The organism is Demequina maris, assembly GCF_000971155.1.
Classification (GTDB): Bacteria; Actinomycetota; Actinomycetes; order Actinomycetales; family Demequinaceae; genus Demequina; species Demequina maris.
In genome coordinates this window covers 17594-31392 of record NZ_BBLX01000014.1, presented here as the reverse complement: position 1 = coordinate 31392, position 13799 = coordinate 17594, and the positions used below count along the sequence as shown (strand labels likewise).

Genomic DNA, 13799 nt, shown 5'->3' with positions numbered 1-13799 from the left:
CGGCGACTCCGCCGTGGTGGGTACATCGATACAGACGTCGGGCGGCCCGGATTTGTTCCCGCGTCACCGAACTTTCTTGACGGGTGTCGGACGATGCGCGGCGTACCCCCTGGGGATGCCGCCGCGGGGATCGCGGCGGATTCCGTGCGTGGAGGAGCGCGGAAATCGAATTTCGAAACGCCCGCGGAAATCAATTCGGCGCGAATTCGATAATGCGATACGCGCATATATCGGGCCGCCTTGAATTCGACGAAAGCGCGCGTATATTGGCGATTGTCACGACCTTGCGCCGCCACGGCGGCCCTTCCCCCGGAGGCTCGAATGCCCGTCTCGATCGGACTGCCCATCGTCTCGTCCTGCTCCGTCGCCTCGTGCGGCTACAACCACGACGGCTGCCACGCCGGAGCGATCTCGGTCGGCGCGCACGCCGCCTGCACCACGTTCGTCGACACCGACCACAAGGGCGGCGCGGACTCCACCGCCGCGGTGGGCGCCTGCTCGCTCGAGGACTGCCAGCACAACGAGGACCTCATGTGCACCGCGGACTCGATCGCGGTCGGCGGCAGCACCGACGTCGCCGACTGCCTCACGTACGCCGCGCGCGTCTGAACCGTCACCCCGGCCCCGGCCGCCCTGGATCACCAGGCGCCGCCGGGGCCGTGGCGCGTCCCCCGACACATCCGCGTCATACCCGGGTGAGACACTCGCCTGCGTGACCCTCTCCCGCCCGACCCTCGGAATCGCGCCGCGCCAGTGGGCGGACGCGTGGGCCGGGCTCAAGGCGATCGCACCGCTCATGCCGGGCTCCGCCCTGTTCGGGCTCGCGTTCGGCGCGCTCGTCAACATCGCAGGTATCAACCCGTGGGTGGGCAACTTCGCGTCCTTCTCGGTGGTCGCCGGGGCGAGCCAGATCGCGATCGTCGAGGCGATCCGCACGGGCGCGCCGGCCGCGATCGCGGTCATCACCGCGCTCGTCATCAACGCGCGCTTCGCGCTGTACTCCGCGGCGCTCGCCCCGGTGTTCGCGGCGTTCCCGATGCGCTGGAAGCTGGGCCTCGCCCACCTCATGACCGACCAGGCGGCCGTGGTCGCGCTCCAGCACCACGACGACTGGCCGGACCCGGTGCGACGGCGCTGGTTCGTCGTGGGAGGGGCGCTGCCGTTCGTGGCGGTGTGGTGCGTCGGCGGCGCCGCCGGCATCGCGCTCGGGCCCGTGATCCCCGAGGCGTGGCAGATCGGCTTCATCGTCCCGCTCATGTTCCTCGCGGTGATGGTGCCCGGGCTGCGCGGGGCGCCCGCGCTCACCGCGGTGGGCGTCGCGACCGTCGTCGTGCTCGCCGCGCACGACCTGCCCTACGGGCTCAACGTGCTCGCGGGCGCGCTGGCCGGCATCGCGGTCGGCTCGTTCGTGCCGGACCGCGGACGCCATCCCGACACCGACGACGGCCTCGCGCACGATGCGGGGGCAGGCGAATGAGGACCTTCCTGATCTTCCTCGCCGCCGCCATCGGCACCTACGCGATCCGCGTGTCCGGGATCGTGATGTTCGGCGGCGAGCGACGCCTGCCCGAGCGCGTCGAGCGGTCGCTGCGCCTCGTCGGACCCGCCGCGCTGGCGGCGATCGTGGCGAACTCGCTGCTGCTCGACGAGGGCGAGTGGCGCCCGCTCGGCGCGTGGCACCTCGCGGCGCTGGTCGCGGTCGGCGTCGCGCTGTGGAAGCGCTCGTCCGGCTGGACCATGGCCGCCGGCGCCGCCGCCTTCGCCGCGCTGCTGCTGGCCGGGCTGTGAGCCCCGCTCAGGCCGCCGCGCCGGAGCTCCGTGGTCGCGCCATGGCCGCACCCTCGGCCGCCGCATGCGCGACCGGATCCACCAGGTCCGCGATGCCGCGGCCGATGAGCCGCGCCACCACGTCCTGCGCGACGGCCTCGGCGGCCGCCGCATCGTCCACCACGTCCAGCGCCGCGCGGTGGGCCGCGGCGCGCATCCTCTCGAGCAGCTCGACGTCGATCATGCGACAGAAGATAGCGCCGCCCTCCGACAGCCACCCCCGAGCGTCCGCCAGACCCGCGCATCGTCCCTCCCGCCGGCCCTGCGCCGCTGGTAGCGTCGCGCGCATGACCTGCATCGACGCGGGCCTGGTGCCGTGATCCGCGACTCCGGTCCGCCGCCCGCGCACCCCGCGATCTCGCGGGCGCTGGCGCGAGCGCTGGTGGACCGGCAGCTGCCGGGGCTCGCGCACCTCGAGGTCGGCGAGCGCTTCGACGGCTGGGACATGGTCGTGTACCGCCTCGGCGACGAGCTGGGGCTGCGGCTCCCGCGCGTCGAGGAGGCTGTCGGGCCGCTCGCGCGCGAGTCGCGCCTGCTCGACTCGGTGGGCGCGGGATGGACGTTCCCGCACCCGCGCGTGCTCGCGAGCGGCATCGCGCAGGACGGCTACCCGTGGCCGTGGGCGGTGGTGTCGTGGCTGCCGGGCGAGACCGCGGACACGCGTCCCCTCGACGCGAGCGCGGGTGCAGCGCTGGGGCGTGCCTTCGCGGAGGTGCACTCCCCCGCGCACGAGGACGCGTGGTTCAACCCGGAGCAGTCGATCACCCTGGTGGAGCGCGAGGACAACCTCGACTGGGCGCTCGGGCTGCTGGTCGACGCCGAGGGCCCGGACGGCGAGCGGCTCGACCGCGGCGCGCTTCGCGAGCTGTGGGTCGAGGCGCTCGAGGCGCCCGCCCCCACCGAGGTGGTGTGGTCGCACGCCGACCCGCACGGCTCGAACCTGCTCGGCGTCGACGGCGCGTTCGCGGGAATCATCGACTGGGGCAAGATGGCCGGCTGCGAGCGGGCCGTCGACCTGTCGTTCCTCTACACCGCGATGCCGGCCGCCGGGGTGGACGATGCGGTGGCCGCGTACCGCGAGGCGTCCGGCTGCGACGACCGCGGCCTGGAGGCGCGGATGCGCGGCATCGCGGTGGCCAAGTGCGCGTCATGGGCGGTGCTCGACCGGCCGCTCAACATCGCGATGGCGTGGCGCGGGTTCGGCGAGCTGGGGGTGCTGCGGTGAGCGCGCATCGTCCCGTGCGACGGGCGCGGGCACAGGCACGTACGCTCGGGCGTTGACCCGGCGTCATCACCCAGGAGGACCCATGCGCGCGCTCGACTCGCTGGACACGCTCGACGTGTTCGGCACGCACGGCGCGCTGCCGATCGCGCTGGCGGGGTCGGTGCTCGTGGTCATCGCGTGGGGGCTGGGCTCGCTGTTCGGGCACGGGCGGCGGACCGCGCTGTGGGTCGCGATGCTCACATGCCTCGCGGTGATCGGGTGGCTCACGATCGGGCTCACGGTCGTGACGCACACCGGCGGGACCGGCGGCGTCAACCTCACCCCCGGCCAGGAGATCCAGCGCGCGCTCGAGACCGGCGCGCGGGAGCCGTGGATGAACCTCATCGGCAACATCGTGCTGTTCATCCCGTTCGGGACCGTGGCGGCCCTGCTTACCCGCTCGGGGCTGGTGCTGCGGGTGCTCACCGGCACCGCGCTCGGGGCGGCGCTGTCGACGCTCATCGAGGCGACGCAGTACCTGCTGGGGCGGGTCGCGGACGTCGACGACATCATCCTCAACACCGCCGGGGCGTTCCTAGGGGCGCTGGCCGCCGCGCTCGTGCTGGCGCTCGGCGCCGGGGACGGGTCCGGGCGGGGGCGCGGGGCGCGTTCGGCGGCGTAGGACCCGCCGCTAGCATGGGGGGCGGGCCTCTAGCTCAGTCGGTAGAGCAGCGGACTTTTAATCCGTAGGTCGTGGGTTCGAGCCCCACGGGGCCCACCACATGCGCGCTTCCCACCACGGGTCGCGCTCACCATGCGGGTTCGACATGCGGCTACTCGTGTTCAGGCAGCCGCGGCGCCGACAAGCCAGGATCACGACCGATGAGCGCCGCGCGTGTGACGGCCGCGGAGCCGAACCGATCGCGGACCGCGTCGAGGGCGGTGTCGAGCGCGGTGTCGATGCGCGCCCCGTCGTTCCAGTCGATTTCCAGCTCCGGCTGAACCGTGCCGGTGCTGGTCAGCTGCGCGAGCGAGACGCCGATGAGGGTGACGCCGCGGGCGGCGATGTCGGGAGCCGCCGCGGCGAGCAATCGCTGGGCGACGGCGAGCACCACCTCGGTGCGATCGGTCGGCGCGGCGAGCGTCCGCGATCGCGTCGCCTTGACGAAGTCGCCGTAGCGAAGCCTCAGGACCACGGTGGTGCACGACGATCCGCGATCGCGCAGGCGCTTCGCGAGGCCGTCGACGATCTGAGTGAGGATCAGCCCGAGCTCACCGGCTGAGCACGACCGACTTCCAAGCGCCCGCTGCGAGCCGATGGATCCGTGCCGCTTGGTCGTGTCGACGGGCCGCGGGTCCCGGAGCCGGGCCAGCGCATGCAGATGCGCGCCGGCCGCCTTGCCGAGCCACCGCTCGGCGGTCGCGGCCTCGAGCTCGGCCAGCTGCCCGACCGTGTAGACGCCGTTGCGGTGCAGCTTCTCCGCGGTCACCGCGCCGACGCCCCAGAGCCGTTCGACGGGGAGCGGATGAAGGAACGCCTCCTCGCGGTCCGGCCCCACCACGAGGAGCCCGTCGGGCTTGCTGACCGCGCTCGCCACCTTTGCGAGGAACTTGGTTCTCGCGACTCCCACCGAGATCGGGAGCCCGACCTCGGCACGCACGCGTTCTCGTAGGCGCACGGCGATCTGCTCGGGCGTCCCGGCAAGGCGACGCAGTCCCCCCACCTCGAGGAACGCCTCGTCGATCGAGACTCCCTCCACGTACGGCGTAGTGTCCCGGAAGATCGCGAACACTGCCCTGCTCGCTGCGGAGTAGACCTCCATGCGGGGCGGGACGACGATGGCATCGGGACAGAGCGCACGCGCACGCTGCAGCCCCATCGCGGTGCGCACGCCCCGGGCTTTGGCTTCGTAGCTTGCGGCCACCACGACGCCGCCGCCCACGATCACGGGCCGTCCACGCAGTGCGGGGTCGTCCCGCTGCTCGACCGAGGCGTAGAACGCGTCGAGGTCGGCGTGGAGCACGGTCGCCTCGCCCCGCATCCCGCACCTCCTGCCACCACACGTTCTTCTAGGAATGGTCTCACCGCCGCCCGACATCGCGGGCGCTCCGTGGCTGGCCAACGCGCGCTCGCCGTTCGCCGCCGACGGGTCGCGCCGACTCGGCCTAGCGAGGCGACGCGTGTGGCTCGGGTCCGATGACGGAAGTCAGCCCTTGAGGAACCGGATGAGGATCGGATTCACCCGGTCGGGCGCCTCGTAGTGCGCGAGATGGCCAGCGCCGTCGATCTGGTGATACTCGAGCTCCGGCATCAGATCCCGCAACCTGCGCATCTGCGCCTCCGGCAGCTTCTGGTCCTCGGCGCCGTAGGTGAGGAGCACCGGGATGCCCTGATCCTTGACGCGCCGATAGCAGGTGGTCGCCGGCCTCAACGCGTCGCCCCTGAGGTTGGCGAGCACCGCGCGCCGCTTGCCCTCGAACTCGAACTGCCGGAGCACCTCGGGCTGGAGCGTCTCCCGGGCGACGGGGTCGACCATCGCATCGGAGAGGTCTGCTAGACGCTTGTCGGGGACGATGCGCTGCGCGAGCTCCCCGACACCCCGAGCTGTGACGAGGCGGAACAGCAGCCCGTTCGAGCCGGGCAGGTCGTCGAAGAACGGCGCGAGCAGCGCGAGCCTTGCGACCATCCCGGGGTTCTCGGCGGTGAAGCAGGTCGCGATGCTTCCGCCCTGCGACGACCCCACCATCCGGACCGGGTCCGTGATCCCGAGCGCGCTCAGCAGCTCGGCGAGCTGGGCGTTGTAGAGGCTCTTGTCGTACGTCCGCAGCTCGGGCCGGTCGGAAAGACCGTGGCCGAGCACGTCGTAGCGGAGCACCCGGAACCCGGCGTCGGCCAGGGCGCCGACGTTCCTGTCCCAGGTGACGTACGGGGCGGCGTTGCCGTGGACGAGGACCACCGGCGGCCCGTCGTCGTCGCCGACCAGCTCGTAGTGGGTGACCCCCGTCGGGAGCTCGACGAAGCTGCCGGGCAGGCCGCTCCGGGTCTCGGCTGTGAGCCTCTGCTTCCCCTTGTCGGACATCTCGCCACCGTCCTCCGCTTGGCGCGGACCGGTCCGGGGCCCCGATCACCGATCCGCCGCCTCGCTCGCGCGCGGATCTCTCTTCAATCGTAGGAGCCCGGCGGGCCGGGCGCCTCCGGGCGCGCTGTGGGGACGATGCGCTCAGCCAGCGCTCGCCCGCGGCGTCATGTACCACTCGACGAACCGCAGCGCCCGGCCGTCGGGGGCGAACCAGACCTCCCACAGATTCGTGTACTTCTCGTCGCCCGGGTAGTCGACGGTGCCCTTCACGATGCCGAGCTCGTCGTTCTCGATCAGCACCGCGAGGTCGTGGACCGGCACGCCCGGCTCGGGCTCCTTCCACGACTCGAGGATCGCGTCGATCCCCCGCACGGGCTCCTCGTCGTTCGGCCGGAACCAGTACTCGGCGTCGTCGGTGAAGATCGCGCGGACGTCGTCGTCCGCCTTCGTCTCCCATGCCTTGATGTAGCCGTCCAGCCAGTCGCTCGCTCGGGTCATGGTTCGTGTCTACCGTCGCGGCGGCCGCCGCGCCATCCGAGACGGCCCGACCCGCGCATCGTCCCTCAGCGGCGATGCGTCAGGCGTGGATGCGGTCGGCGTCCTCCATGGCCGCCTCCGTGGCGATCCCCCTGTCGGCGGACGGCGGCCCGGAGCTCTCGCGCACGATGACGGGAGCCGCCTCGTGCACGGCCTTCTCGGGAGGCTCGCCCGCGATGACGCGCGCGAGGATCCCGACGCCGCGACGGCCGAGGGACGAGAAGTCCTGACGCGCGGTCGTGAGCGCGGGCATCCACACGTCCGCAAGCGGGTGGTCGTCGAAGCCGACCACCGAGACGTCGTCGGGGACCTTGAGGCCCTCGTCCGCGAGTCCGCGGATCACGCCCATCGCGAGCTCGTCGTTGCCGCAGAAGACGGCCGTGACCTCGGGCATCCCGGCGACGCGCCGGCCCACGGTGCGCCCGGTCTGCGGCTCCCACGTGACGTCGATGACCGGCGGCACGGTCGCGCCCGCCTTCTTGAGCGCGCGACGCCAGCCGGTGGTGCGGCCGTCCTCCTTGCGCGACGGCGGCACCCGCACGTGGTGGACGGTGCGGTGACCGAGGTCGAGGAGGTGACGCGTCAGCTCCTCTCCCGCCTTGGCCTCGTCGATCAGCGCCTGCGGGAGGCCCTTCTCGCGCACGCCGGACAGCGCGACCATGGGGACGCCCGCGGGGAGCCGGTGCATCGCGGCGACGCCCGGCGGGTCGAACTTGAGCAGCACGATGCCCGCGAGCTGCTGGGACATCGCCGTGGCGATGGCGGCGTCGACGGCCGCATCCTCCGCGCTCTCGATCACGACGATCATGACGCTGTAGCCGAGCGCGCGGGCCGCCTCCTCGACGCCGCGGATCGTGGTCGCGTAGCCGTAGATGGTGGTGTCGCCGGCGAGCACCGCGATGACGTTGCTCTGGCCCGAGGCGAGGGCGCGCGCGGCCGCGCTGGGCCGGTACCCGAGCCGGTCGATCGCCTGCTGGATGCGCTCCTGGCGCTTGGGGCTGACCGGCGAGCCGCCGGAGAGCATGCGGGACACGGTGGACAGCGACACCCCCGCGAGCCGGGCGACGTCCGCCATCGTCGCGGGCCTCATCGCGGCACCGCCGCCGCCCGCACGCTCCTCGACCGACATCGCGCTACTTCACCGCACCGCTGGTGATGCCGGAGATGATCTTGCGCTGCAGGAACACGAAGACCGTGAGCAGGGGCAGGCTCATGAGGATGATGTACGAGAAGATCATGTGCCACCTCTGCAGATACAGGCCCGCGCTGGCCACGTCGAAGAGATTCAGCGGCAGGGTGTCGATGCGGCCTCCGATGACGAAGAGCGCATAGAACACGTCGTTCCAAATATAGAGGCAGATCAGGATGCTGGCCGTCGCCAAGGTAGGCGTCAGGAGGGGCACGATCACCTTCCAGAAGACGCGGAATGGGCCCGCGCCGTCCATCCGCGCGGCCTCCTCGAGCTCCATCGGGATCGTGCGGATGAAGCCGGTGACGAAGAAGATCACGGTCGACAGGTACATGCCGGTATAGACCGAGATCATGCCGATCGCCGTCCCGGCGAGCCCGAGCTGCCGCAGCAGCAGCACGATGGTGACCACGGCGGGCGGCAGGACGATGCCGCTGATCGCCAGCGCGTAGAGGACGGCCATCGACCGGCTCGAGCGGCGCGCGAGGATCCACGAGGCGAGCGACCCGAGCACGAGCACGAGCAGCACCGACGGCACCATCACGAGAAGCGAGCCGAAGAGCGCCTGCACCATGTTGCCCTCGTCGAGCACGGTCGCGAGGTTCGACCACAGCTGCCACGTCGCCGGCGGCGAGAGGTCCGGGTTCAGCGCGGCTCCCTGGTCCTTGCCCGCCGTGAAGATGATGATCATGAACGGCACGCCCAGGAGCAGCACCGTGAGAAGGATCGCGGCCGTCGGCTGCATCAGCCGCCGGGCACGCTTGAGGGTCGGGCTGGCGGTGGTCACAGCACACGCTCCCTTCGGCGGAGGTAGATGATGACGGGGAACGCCAGCAGCGCGACGACGAGGAAGAGCACGAGGCTCATCGCGGTCGCCTGGGCGAAGAGGCCCTGGCCGAACGTCCGGAAGATGAAGATGTTGAGCAGCTCGGTGGAGCCGCCGGGGCCGCCGGCGGTGGTCGCCTGCACGATGTCGAAGCCGTTCATCGAGCCGAGCAGCGCGGTGGCGAAGTTGAAGGTGACCGCGGGTGCGAGCAGCGGCCAGCGCACCGCCTTGAAGATGCGCCAGTAGCCGGCGCCGTCGAGCTGGGCCGCCTCGATGACCTCCTCGTTGATGGTCTTGAGGCCCGCGAGGTAGATGAGCATCGACAGGCCCATCCACTTCCACGCGTGGATGATCGCCACGACGACGATGGTCCAGGTGGTGCTGCCGAGCCACGGGATCGAGACCTCGCCGCCCGTGAGCGTCGTGAGGAAGTTGTTGAGCACGCCGTCGGGCTTGAGGATCGCCTGGAAGACGTAGCCGACCGCGAGCGCGGACATGATCACCGGCACGAAGAACGCCGCGCGCGCGAACCGGTTGATGCGGGTGTCGCGCTCGAGGACCAGCGCGAGCCCGAGGCCGAAGAGGTTCTGGAAGATCGCCACCAGGATCGCGTAGATGAGGGTCACGCGGAGGTCCGACAGCAGGCTGCCGTTCTGGAGCAGCTTGACGAAGTTGTCGAAGCCCACGAAGCCGATCTCGGACTTGAAGCTGGACCAGTCCGTGAACGCGTAGACGAAGTTGTAGATCGTCGGCGTGAAGAAGAAGATCACGAGCATCGCGAGCGCCGGCCACAGGAACCAGGACGGGTGGTCCTGACGGCTGCGGCGGTCGGCAAGGCGCGCGTCTCGCGGCTGGTCCTTGCGCCTCGCGGGGAGGAGGGTGGTGGTCATCGTCTCTCCTGGAGGGTGGGGGGCCGGCTCGCCGGCCCCCCACCGTTGCTATCAGAATCCGGCAGCGCCCTGCGCGGCTGCGAACTCCGCGAACTGCTGCTGGGTGGCCTCGGCGACCTCCTGGGGCGTCTTGGTGCCCTGGATCATGTCCGCGAGGTAGATGTACAGGTCGGGGTTCGCGATCGCGAGCGCCTGCATCGAGCCGACGGAGTTGTCGAGCGAGGCCGCGACCTCCTGGAGCGCCATCGGCACGCCCGCGGGCGACTCGACGCCGTCCTGCAGCGACACGGTCTCGACGGTGTCGACGAACGACTGGTAGCCGTCGCCGAGCCAGTAGCTCAGGAACTGACGCGCCGTCGCCTCACGCTCGTCGTCGCCCGTCGCGAACGCGACGACCGCGTTGCTCTGGTCCGGGATGAACGTGCCGACGTTGCCGCTCGGCGAGATCGGGAAGAAGCCGACCTTCTCGTCGAGGGTGGCGCTGTCGCTGAGCGACTGCAGCTGACCGAAGTACGAGTTCACCTGCATCACCATCGCCGCCTCGTCGTCGAGCAGGGCGTTGCCCTGGTCGATGAACGTCGCGGTCTTGATGTCGTCGTTGAAGTACCCGTCGTCGATGAGCGACTTGTAGTTCTCGATCGCCCCGAGGATGGTCGGGTCGGTGAACGTCTCCTCGTTCGCGTTGACGCGGTCCCACAGGCCGTCGGCCGCGGCGTCGGCGAGCTGCACCTGGACCCACCACTGGGTGGCCCAGCGGTCGGCAGCCATCTCGTAGAACGGGGTGATGCCGGCCGCCTTGAGCGTGTCGGCGTCCTCGATCATCTCGTCCCAGTTGGACGGGGTCTCGGTGATGCCGGCCTGCTCGAACAGGTCCTTGTTGTAGTAGACGCCCTCGACCGCGGGGGTCGTGACGAGCGCCGCGTAGCGGGTGCCGTCGAGAAGGCCGGTCATGTCGGCGAGGCTGCCCGTGTAGCTGTCGACCCACGGGGCGCCGTCGAGCGGCTGCAGGTTGGTCTTGGCGTTGAGGGCCGTCAGCATCGAGGCGGTGGGCTGCCAGAAGGCGAGGTCGGGCATGTCACCCGTCGCGACCTTGGTCTGGATGCTCTGCTCGTACGGGTCCGGGATCGTCTCGATGTCGACGGTGGCACCCGTGAGCTCCTCGAACTCGGTGGCGACGGACTCCGCGGTCTGAGTGGAGTTCTGCGCCGCCCAGATCGTGAGGGTGACGCCCTCACGGCTCGTGTCCTGCGCGGGCCACTGCTCGGCGGCCATCTCGCCGCCGGCGGACGACGACGAGTCGGGCGCCTCGGCGGTGGTCGGGTCGCTGCAGCCTGCTGCCACAACGGCGAACGCGGCGGCCGCCGCGAGTCCGGCGATTGATTTCCTCATTGAAATGCTCTCCTTGGTTGTGGTCAGCGTCGCACGCCGACGTCAGTGCTGAGTTGAGTGACGCCTGACGTCGGGGACGAAGCGTCGTATCGGAGCACGCGCGCGCTGACGCTCCCGGTGGGATTGCGCAGCACGGTGGGCTCCCTCCCCGCATCGGTCTCGACGCCCCACGCGTCGAGGCTCTGCGGGAAGATGTGCTCGATCGGCCCGGCGATGCCGGGGATCGAAATCTCGGGGACGGCCGGGTCGCGGTTCCACGCGACCAGCACGGCCGAATCCGCGGTCCTGAGGCCGAGGACCACCCAGGGGTCGTCCCAGCCGGGCAGGCCCACGGGCCAGAAGGGCGTCGAACCGACGAGGTGCGGGCGCAGCGTGCGCGCCGCTGCCACGGCCTCGTCGACCAGCGCGGTGTGCGCCTCGTCCATCTCGTTGAGGTAGCCGGACAGGTAGAACCGTCCCGCGAGCCCCGTCACGAGGCAGAACGCCGCCTCCTCCAAGGTCATGTGCGCCTGGGGGTACGCCCAGCTCGCGGCCTGCTCGGGAAGCATCGCGAGGGGCGCCGCCGCGGCGATGGGCGGGTACAGCAGGAAGTCCTGCTGGTCCGAGGTCGACTGCAGCTGCGTCCGCGACAGCATCGCGTGGTCGGCGCGCATCGCGCCGGACGAGCAGCTCTCGAGCACGAGCTCGGGGTGCCGGTCGAGCACGCCGTCGAGCCACGCGAGGTGGGCGCGGTTGTGGTCGAGCAACGCGGCGGCAGCGCTGACGGCATCGCGGTCGCTGCCCGTGCCGGGGTTGACGTTGTAGTCGAGCTTGAAGAAGCCGACGCCGAACTCGTCGACCAGGCGGTCCACGGTGGCGTCGAGGTGGGCGCGCGCCGCCGGGTGGCGCAGGTCGAGGTGGTAGCGGTCGTGCTCGACGATGCGCTCGCCCGCCCGCTGGAGGAAGGCCTCCGCCGGGAGCGCGTCCGCGATCGGGCTGCGCACGCCGACCACCTCGGGCTCGAGCCAGAGGCCCGCGACCATGCCGTGACCCTTGATGCGCTCGATCACGCGGTCCAGGCCGCCGGGGAAGCGGGTGGTCGAGGGCGTCCACTCGCCGACGCTGTCCCACCAGTCGCCGCCGTCGTCGTACCAGCCGGCGTCGATGCAGAACGTCTCGGCGCCCGCCGCGGCGGCGGCGTCGATGAGCGGCTCGAGCTTCTCGGTGGTCGGGTCGCCGTTGAGGGTGTTCATGTAGTCGTTGAAGACGATCGAGGGCCGCGCGTTGTCGACGTGCGCGCGACGGGTCGCGCGCCGGTACGCGGTCAGCTGGGCGACCGCGGCGTCCACGTCGCGCCCGAGCACGAAGGTCGCCGGCACGGTGGTGAACGACTCCCCCGGCTCGAGGACCGCGAGCCAGCCGTGGTCCGCGTCCGTCGGCCCGCTCGTCGCGAGGTACGGACCCGCCGTGTCCCGGTTGACCTCCCAGCGCCACTCGCCCTGGTGCTCGACCTGCCACGCCCAGGTGGCGCCGGTGACCTCGGACACGAGCAGGCCCATCGGGAGCGCGCGGCCCGTGGACCACGTGCCGCTCGAGGCGACGGCCTCGTCCGCGCGCGGGTTGTGCCCGGTGAGCTCCTCGGCGATGCCCGGGAAGCGGTCGCCGGGAACCGGGTCCGAGGTCCAGCGGCCCTCGGCGAGCCACTCGCTGCGTGCGTGGTGGAGCCGCCACGGCTCCTCGGACGCGTCGACGTCGCCGGTCGCTCCCGCATAGAGCGAGAACGTGGGGAGCGAGCGCAGCCGATGCGTGCGCTCGCCCCGGTTCGTCACGGTCGTCGTCACGCGCACGGCCGCGGCGCCCCACGCCTCGAAGGTCGTGGCGAGCTCGAGCCCCGCCTCCTCGTGCCGCGAGACGATGCGGAGCTCGCGGCGGCCGTCGTGCTCCGACTCCGTGGCGGAGACGACGCGGGCATCGCGACCGAGCTGCCCGTGGACCAGACGACCGCTCGCGGGGACGTGACCGGCGCCCACGGTGATCGGGTCGGCCAGGGGCAGACCCGCGGGCATCGTCACCACGACGCCATCCGCGGCGACCTCGGCGATCCGGGGCGCGGAGGACTCGTCCCACTCGAGGGTGAGGGTGAGGTCATCGCTGCCCCATCGCAGTCGTTCAGTCATCGTCACAGGTCTCCTTCGTCGTGTGCGACGTTCGAAATAGTAGCGCTTTCATTTTGATGCGCAAGCCCTTCGCGAGATCCGCTTCACGGTGGCGTCGCGAGGCCTCTCCGCGACCCGCAAACGCGGCTCTCCCGGCATTTATGCAGGTAAACCGGACGATTTATCGCGCTGCACCGCCGCGAGAGAACGTTTTCATTGACAGCTGCATAGGCCCCCGCGGCCCGCGTCGAGGTCACGGATTCGTTACAAATGAAAGCGCACGTCAAAATGGGCGTGGGTCGGGGACCGCACGATGCGCGGGCGCGCTCGCGCCGTCCCGGGCCCGCGCATCGTCCCCGCCGGCGGCGCGAAAGATAGGTGACCTCACGGATTCACCTAGGTGCCGGACGCGATGGGATCGAAGTGCACGATCACCCGGACGTGCACGACACGGAAGGCACCACGATGGCGCTCTACATGGATGTCCACTCGCTCGACGGCCCGGTCACCCTCGGAGAGGTCGCGAAGGCGCACGCCGCCGACCTCGCGATCCAGGAGGACCACGGGGTCCACTACCTCCGCTACTGGGTCGACGAGGGCAACGGCACGATCTTCTGCCTCGTCGACGCCCCCGACGCCGAGGCCGCCAACACGGTGCACCGCGAGGCCCACGGCCTGGTCGCCGACGAGGTGCACCTGGTCGCCGAGGGCCTCTAGCGCTT

The 13799-nt window shown here is 71.1% G+C and carries 15 protein-coding genes and 1 tRNA gene; 7 read left to right on the top strand and 9 right to left on the bottom strand.

The features are described 5' to 3' along the window. The first annotated feature begins 321 nt into the window (after nucleotides 1-321). From AOM02_RS13045 to AOM02_RS13035, 3 genes are all read left to right on the top strand, one after another. Nucleotides 322-609: a DUF1540 domain-containing protein gene (locus AOM02_RS13045; protein ID WP_062299961.1), complete on the top strand. Its 288-nt coding sequence runs from the start codon at nucleotides 322-324 to the stop codon at nucleotides 607-609. Nucleotides 610-712: 103 nt separating this feature from the next. Next, on the top strand, nucleotides 713-1477 hold the full coding sequence (locus AOM02_RS13040; RefSeq protein ID WP_062299959.1) for an AzlC family ABC transporter permease: 765 nt from the start codon (nucleotides 713-715) through the stop codon (nucleotides 1475-1477). Continuing rightward, nucleotides 1474-1788, top strand: a complete 315-nt coding sequence (locus tag AOM02_RS13035; RefSeq protein WP_062299957.1) for an AzlD domain-containing protein — start codon at nucleotides 1474-1476, stop codon at nucleotides 1786-1788. Before AOM02_RS13040 ends, AOM02_RS13035 begins: the two co-directional genes overlap by 4 nt. A 7-nt stretch (nucleotides 1789-1795) precedes the next feature. Here the strand turns inward: AOM02_RS13035 and AOM02_RS13030 are convergent, their stop codons facing one another. After that, on the bottom strand, nucleotides 1796-2011 hold the full coding sequence (locus AOM02_RS13030; protein WP_062299955.1) for a hypothetical protein: 216 nt from the start codon (nucleotides 2009-2011) through the stop codon (nucleotides 1796-1798). Between the two features lie 132 nt (nucleotides 2012-2143). On the opposite strand from AOM02_RS13030, the gene AOM02_RS13025 reads away from it, so the two are divergent. The 3 genes from AOM02_RS13025 (at nucleotide 2144) to AOM02_RS13015 (ending at nucleotide 3812) form a co-directional block, all read left to right on the top strand. Beyond that, nucleotides 2144-3052 carry a phosphotransferase gene (locus AOM02_RS13025; RefSeq protein ID WP_062299951.1) on the top strand — a complete coding sequence of 303 codons (909 nt, stop codon included), beginning with the start codon at nucleotides 2144-2146 and terminating at the stop codon, nucleotides 3050-3052. 82 nt (nucleotides 3053-3134) lie between these two features. After that, nucleotides 3135-3713, top strand: coding sequence for a VanZ family protein (locus tag AOM02_RS13020; RefSeq protein WP_062299950.1), 579 nt, complete (start codon nucleotides 3135-3137; stop codon nucleotides 3711-3713). A 23-nt stretch (nucleotides 3714-3736) separates the two neighbouring features. Then, nucleotides 3737-3812: transfer RNA gene (locus tag AOM02_RS13015), tRNA-Lys, on the top strand. 52 nt (nucleotides 3813-3864) lie between these two features. Here AOM02_RS13015 and dinB read toward each other — a convergent pair. From dinB to AOM02_RS12975, 8 genes are all read right to left on the bottom strand, one after another. Beyond that, nucleotides 3865-5073 (bottom strand): DNA polymerase IV, encoded by a 1209-nt coding sequence (gene dinB / locus AOM02_RS13010; RefSeq protein ID WP_062299949.1) that lies wholly within the window; start codon nucleotides 5071-5073, stop codon nucleotides 3865-3867. A gap of 165 nt (nucleotides 5074-5238) precedes the next feature. Next, the gene (locus tag AOM02_RS13005) at nucleotides 5239-6111 is read right to left on the bottom strand and encodes an alpha/beta fold hydrolase (RefSeq protein WP_062299948.1); all 873 of its coding nucleotides are present in this window, start codon (nucleotides 6109-6111) and stop codon (nucleotides 5239-5241) included. A gap of 141 nt (nucleotides 6112-6252) precedes the next feature. Then, entirely contained in the window at nucleotides 6253-6609 is a 357-nt protein-coding gene (locus tag AOM02_RS13000; RefSeq protein WP_062299946.1) for a nuclear transport factor 2 family protein, read from the bottom strand. 79 nt (nucleotides 6610-6688) lie between these two features. Continuing rightward, a complete protein-coding gene (locus AOM02_RS12995) occupies nucleotides 6689-7777 on the bottom strand; it encodes a LacI family DNA-binding transcriptional regulator (RefSeq protein ID WP_062299944.1) in 1089 nt (362 codons plus the stop codon). A gap of 4 nt (nucleotides 7778-7781) precedes the next feature. Further along, a complete protein-coding gene (locus AOM02_RS12990; RefSeq protein ID WP_228373853.1) occupies nucleotides 7782-8624 on the bottom strand; it encodes a carbohydrate ABC transporter permease in 843 nt (280 codons plus the stop codon). Further along, entirely contained in the window at nucleotides 8621-9553 is a 933-nt protein-coding gene (locus tag AOM02_RS12985) for a carbohydrate ABC transporter permease (RefSeq protein ID WP_082105097.1), read from the bottom strand. The genes AOM02_RS12990 and AOM02_RS12985 overlap by 4 nt, the downstream gene beginning before the upstream one ends. 51 nt (nucleotides 9554-9604) lie before the next feature. Then, nucleotides 9605-10942 carry an ABC transporter substrate-binding protein gene (locus tag AOM02_RS12980; RefSeq protein ID WP_062299942.1) on the bottom strand — a complete coding sequence of 446 codons (1338 nt, stop codon included), beginning with the start codon at nucleotides 10940-10942 and terminating at the stop codon, nucleotides 9605-9607. 23 nt (nucleotides 10943-10965) lie between these two features. Then, on the bottom strand, nucleotides 10966-13098 hold the full coding sequence (locus AOM02_RS12975) for a glycoside hydrolase family 36 protein (RefSeq protein ID WP_062300028.1): 2133 nt from the start codon (nucleotides 13096-13098) through the stop codon (nucleotides 10966-10968). 420 nt (nucleotides 13099-13518) lie between these two features. Between AOM02_RS12975 and AOM02_RS12970 the strand changes: the two genes are divergently transcribed. Continuing rightward, nucleotides 13519-13794 carry a DUF4242 domain-containing protein gene (locus AOM02_RS12970; protein ID WP_228373852.1) on the top strand — a complete coding sequence of 92 codons (276 nt, stop codon included), beginning with the start codon at nucleotides 13519-13521 and terminating at the stop codon, nucleotides 13792-13794. Nucleotides 13795-13799 lie beyond the last annotated feature (5 nt).

Excerpts from the sequence above, each read along its gene's own strand:
- AOM02_RS13045 (WP_062299961.1), top strand. The coding sequence starts at position 322 with ATGCCCGTCTCGATCGGACTGCCCATCGTCTCGTCCTGCTCCGTCGCC.
- AOM02_RS13035 (WP_062299957.1), top strand. The coding sequence starts at position 1,474 with ATGAGGACCTTCCTGATCTTCCTCGCCGCCGCCATCGGCACCTACGCG.
- AOM02_RS13030 (WP_062299955.1), bottom strand. The coding sequence starts at position 2,011 with ATGATCGACGTCGAGCTGCTCGAGAGGATGCGCGCCGCGGCCCACCGC.
- AOM02_RS13020 (WP_062299950.1), top strand. The coding sequence starts at position 3,135 with ATGCGCGCGCTCGACTCGCTGGACACGCTCGACGTGTTCGGCACGCAC.
- dinB (WP_062299949.1), bottom strand. The coding sequence starts at position 5,073 with ATGCGGGGCGAGGCGACCGTGCTCCACGCCGACCTCGACGCGTTCTAC.
- AOM02_RS13005 (WP_062299948.1), bottom strand. The coding sequence starts at position 6,111 with ATGTCCGACAAGGGGAAGCAGAGGCTCACAGCCGAGACCCGGAGCGGC.
- AOM02_RS13000 (WP_062299946.1), bottom strand. The coding sequence starts at position 6,609 with ATGACCCGAGCGAGCGACTGGCTGGACGGCTACATCAAGGCATGGGAG.
- AOM02_RS12995 (WP_062299944.1), bottom strand. The coding sequence starts at position 7,777 with ATGTCGGTCGAGGAGCGTGCGGGCGGCGGCGGTGCCGCGATGAGGCCC.
- AOM02_RS12985 (WP_082105097.1), bottom strand. The coding sequence starts at position 9,553 with ATGACCACCACCCTCCTCCCCGCGAGGCGCAAGGACCAGCCGCGAGAC.
- AOM02_RS12980 (WP_062299942.1), bottom strand. The coding sequence starts at position 10,942 with ATGAGGAAATCAATCGCCGGACTCGCGGCGGCCGCCGCGTTCGCCGTT.
- AOM02_RS12975 (WP_062300028.1), bottom strand. The coding sequence starts at position 13,098 with ATGACTGAACGACTGCGATGGGGCAGCGATGACCTCACCCTCACCCTC.